The organism is Streptomyces sp. NPDC058045 (assembly GCF_042885635.1).
Classification (GTDB): Bacteria; Actinomycetota; Actinomycetes; order Streptomycetales; family Streptomycetaceae; genus Streptomyces.
On record NZ_JBHVRR010000111.1, the window covers coordinates 1 to 2946 of the forward strand.

Here is a 2946-nt window from a genome sequence, read left to right on the forward strand (position 1 = left end):
TGTTTTTACCGGGCTGTTTGAGGGCCGCTTCTTCGTCGGGTTTCGGAGCCGGGTTGGTCCGTTCGTGGTGGGGATGGACCGGTGCAGGGTGGTGGGTTCTCCGGCGAGTGTGGGAGCCACCCCTATTGAGTGACGTCGGTTGTGTGGGTCGGAGTGTCCCGGCTGGCCGTGGCAGTGGGTCAGTAGCGTTGCAGGCACGGGTCCTTCGGATCGCGTCCCTGACAGGCGCGTCCGGTGGACCCGTTTTCTGTTGCTGGGTGAGGGGGTGTCAGGACGTGGTGCCGGTGTGTTCGGCGGTGGTGGCCTGGAAGCGGTAGGACTCGGTGCCGGTCTGGATGAGAGTGCAGCGGAATGTGATCCGGTCGGCGATGGCCGCGCAGAGCCGTGGGTCGCCGAAGGTCTTGTCCCACTCGGCGAACGGGGAGTTGGTGGCGACCGCGGTGGCCTTGCGTTCCTCGCGCTCGGTGAAGATCTGGAACAGCAGCTTGGCGCCCTTGCGGTCCAGGTTGAGGTAGCCGAACTCGTCCAGGCAGAGGAGATCGACCTTGCTGTAGCGGGCGATCACCGAGGACAGGCGGCGCCCGGCGTCCGCCTCGGCCAGCTCGTTGACCAGCGCGGATGTGGTCGTGTAGCGGACCGAGAGGCCGGCCTCGGCGATCGCGGTCCCCACTCCGATGAGAAGATGCGACTTTCCGGTGCCGGAGTCGCCGATGAGGACCAGGGGCCTGCCGTCACGGACCCAGCCGGGCGACTTCAGGTCGGCCACAACCTCCGGGGTGACGTTCGGGTTCTTCTCGAAGTCGAAGTCCTCCAGCCGCTTGGGCCGGGGGAAGCGGGCCGCACGGATCAACCGCTGCTGGCGCCGCAGTTCCCGGTCGGCGCGCTCGACCTGGAGCAGGTCGAGGAGGAACTGCTTGTAGGTGTGCTGGTCGCGGCGGGCGGTGTCGGCCAACTCGACGAAGCGTTCGCGGAACGCGGGCAGCCGCAGGTCCCGGCAGGCGTCATCGATGAGGACGTCCTCGGGATCGCCGGGCAGCGACATCCGCCGCGGCGGGACCGTGTTGCCCTTGCCGGTGACCGGTTCGGTGGTGGTCATGCTCCGTGGCCCTTCTTCTGGGTGCTCTGGGGTGAGGCCGGCGGCGAGAGCAGCCGGTCGTATTTCGCCATGTCGGGCAGCTCGGTGCGCGGGTCCGCCGGCAGGCGCCGGGTGTGCAGGGAGATGACCTGAGCGCCTTCGACCGCCGGCGTGCTCTGGCTCTCGGCTGCGTCAGCTTCGTCCTGGAGGACTTCGAAGTCCTCGGCGCCGGTGCCCTCCATCGCCTTGCGGGCCTCGATGGCGACCATGTCGGTGGAGACCGAGCCGATCCGCAGACAGGTCTCCATCGCCTTCACCACCGCTTCAGCGGGAAGCTGACGGTGCAGCAGCAGAACCTCGATCAGCATCCGGGTCCCCTCGCGGCCCCCCAGCTTCTGCTTGGCCGCAGCCCAGAAGGCGTCGTGGACCTTGGTGAAGCCACCCTCCGCCCGCGCCTGCGCCAGCGCGGAGGCCCCGGCGAACGCGCCGGGCTTGACCAGCAGGATCTCCAGGTAGTGGTCGAGGATGTCGTGGTAGGTGTAGCGGCGCGTCAGCCGCGGATGCCGGGCGACGACCTTCCGCCCGTCGAACACCCACAACTCGTTCGCCCGCAGCTTGACCCGCACCTTGGCACCGATGAACTTCGCCGGCACCGAGTAGTAGCACTGCCTCACCGTCACCCGGCCGTTGCGGGCGACCACCGGCGTCAGATCGATCCCGCAGTCGTAGCCGTCGGCCGGCAACGGCCGCAACAGTTCGCGTTCCTGCTCGAAGTCGAACCCGATCGACGTCGGACGACCATGGACATGCCGGGCGTCCTCCGCCACGTCGATCGCGGCCAGCCGCTCGTTCAGCTCCGCCAACGTCTCCACCTGCGGCGGCGGAACCAGATGCTTCCTGCGGAACCGGCCGCCCTCGTGCTCCACCCCGCCCTTCTCATGCGCCCCGTCCTCACCAGGGGTGCAGTAGAACGCCGAGAACGCATACCAGGACTTGAACGTCGCCCATCGCGCCGACTCCGCCCGGTAACGCCCGAACAGCACCTGCTTGACCGCGGGCTTCAGATTGTCGTAGCGGATGTGGACGGCCGGCACCCCTCCCAGCACCTCGAACGCCTCGACATGCCCCTCCAGGAACGCCTCCTGCGAGGGCGTCGCGTAGACCCGGTGCACCGCCTTGCCGCTGTAGGACATCCGCAGCGTGAACAGCACGCACTTGCGCCGCTGACCGGCCAGGTCCAACCACACATCCGCGAAGTCGACCTCGGCCTCCTCGCCCGGCCGCTTGACCTGCGGAACCATCCCCTCCAGGAACCGGCGGCCCTCCGCCAACTCCAGCGTGATCTCCTGACGCCGCCGACGGACGTACTCCCACACCGTGGTGTGGCCCGCCAGCTCGAAATCGTGCTCCGCCGCCAACCGCTCCATGATCCGCGCAGTGGTATGCCGCTGCTTGCGCGGCGCCTGAGCGTCCTCACGCAACATCGCATCGATGAACCCCTTGACCGGGTCCAGCACACTGCCCCGCGGCGGCAGTTTCTTCCGCTCCGGCGGCACCGGCGAGGCCAACGCCGACTTCACCGTGCGCCTCGACACCTTGAACCGCTGAGCCAGAGCCCGGCCGGAAAGATGCTCTTCCCGCTCGGCCTGGCGAATCTTCTCGTACAGCCACTCACGCGACTTGCGCACACGGACTCCTGACACGGCCGTGATCAACACGCAAAGCGTGGAGCGCCAAACGGCCGTACCCACCCATTACGCCAACAGCGGCATGTCACACACCATCAGACCAAGTGGCTCCCAAACTCACCGGAGATCCACCGGTACCCGAACTCACCGGATCACCGGCACCGAAACAGCCCGGTAAAAACA

At 67.7% G+C, this 2946-nt stretch carries 2 protein-coding genes; both read right to left on the bottom strand.

Going from position 1 to position 2946, the window contains the following annotated elements:
• Nucleotides 1-268: 268 nt before the first annotated feature.
• Nucleotides 269-1096 carry an IS21-like element helper ATPase IstB gene (istB, locus tag ACFVST_RS29250; RefSeq protein ID WP_390156619.1) on the bottom strand — a complete coding sequence of 276 codons (828 nt, stop codon included), beginning with the start codon at nucleotides 1094-1096 and terminating at the stop codon, nucleotides 269-271.
• Nucleotides 1093-2763: an IS21 family transposase gene (gene istA / locus ACFVST_RS29255; RefSeq protein WP_390156620.1), complete on the bottom strand. Its 1671-nt coding sequence runs from the start codon at nucleotides 2761-2763 to the stop codon at nucleotides 1093-1095. Before istA ends, istB begins: the two co-directional genes overlap by 4 nt.
• Nucleotides 2764-2946 lie beyond the last annotated feature (183 nt).

What these genes read in the sequence shown, in the direction of transcription:
- istB (WP_390156619.1), bottom strand. Translation starts at nt 1,096, where the DNA reads ATGACCACCACCGAACCGGTCACCGGCAAGGGCAACACGGTCCCGCCG.